The 229-nt window shown below is 62.0% G+C and carries 1 protein-coding gene; it reads right to left on the bottom strand.

Features of this window, described 5'->3' with window-relative positions:
* A partial coding sequence (locus tag R0J88_RS24160; protein WP_410901480.1) for a TonB-dependent receptor plug domain-containing protein occupies positions 1-229 on the bottom strand: 229 nt, incomplete at both ends.

The raw sequence follows: 229 nt of genomic DNA, 5'->3' as shown, positions 1-229 counted from the left end.
AGGGGTCGATGGTCATCGAGCTGTAGGAGCCCGAGTCGCCCATCAGCTTCAGGCCATCCAGAAAGGTGTTGCTGACACTGCCATCGGAGAAGCCACGCAGCACCAGATAGTCATAGCGGTTGGAGGCACCGATCTGGTTGGTGAAGACGCCCGGCGTGTAGTCCGCGGCACGCTGGACTGTCTCGGCTGCGCGCTTGTCGATATCGTCGCGCGTGATGGTGGAGACGGC

This window comes from Pseudoalteromonas sp. SIMBA_162 (genome assembly GCF_046535955.1).
Classification (GTDB): domain Bacteria; phylum Pseudomonadota; class Gammaproteobacteria; order Enterobacterales; family Alteromonadaceae; genus Pseudoalteromonas; species Pseudoalteromonas marina.
The sequence above is the reverse complement of the archived record's forward strand: the minus strand, read 5'-3'. Positions and strand labels throughout refer to the sequence as shown.